This window comes from Massilia sp. DJPM01, from assembly GCF_030348125.1.
In the GTDB taxonomy this organism is placed as follows: Bacteria; Pseudomonadota; Gammaproteobacteria; order Burkholderiales; family Burkholderiaceae_D; genus Telluria_A; species Telluria_A frigida.
Genome location: NZ_JAQOZV010000234.1, coordinates 1 through 508 on the forward strand (window position 1 = coordinate 1; position 508 = coordinate 508).

General features: G+C 60.2%; 1 pseudogene. It reads right to left on the bottom strand.

The annotated features are described in order from the left end of the window. Positions 1 to 508 (bottom strand): annotated as a pseudogene (locus PO883_RS34840) (hypothetical protein); the annotation flags it as partial.

Genomic DNA, 508 nt, shown 5'->3' on the forward strand with positions numbered 1-508 from the left:
ATTCTGGACACGGTATGGCCGAGCCCGTCCACTATAAGTGACGATGAGCGTGCCATCAGTGGTCAGATTACCGGCGCCGTCGTAGGTATTCGTCTTGGCCGGCCCGGGACCTGTGGTCGCGCTCAGCTTATTGCTGAGAGGATCGATCGTGTTCGTGTAGCTGTTCGCCCCGAAACCAGCCTTGATGCGGTTACCGGTAGCATCGTATGCATAGGTCTGGGTGGTGCCGTTGCCGCCGTAGCTGGTCAGGCGATCGAGCTCGTCGTAGCCGAAGGTCTGGTTCAGACTGGCAGGGCTGGGCGCTGTACCGGTGCCAGTATGCGTGTATCCCTTGACTCGGCTAGCAGCATCGTAATTGACCGTGCGGACCACTCCGCTTGCCGAAGGTTTCCCCAAGGTGTAGCTGCTGATTCGCCCATCCAGGTCGTAGGTGCGCACGTGCTTGTTTGCGTCCGCTTGCGTGCTGTTGCCCCATGTCCAGCCGGTGGTGCCGCCAAACGGTGCGTAA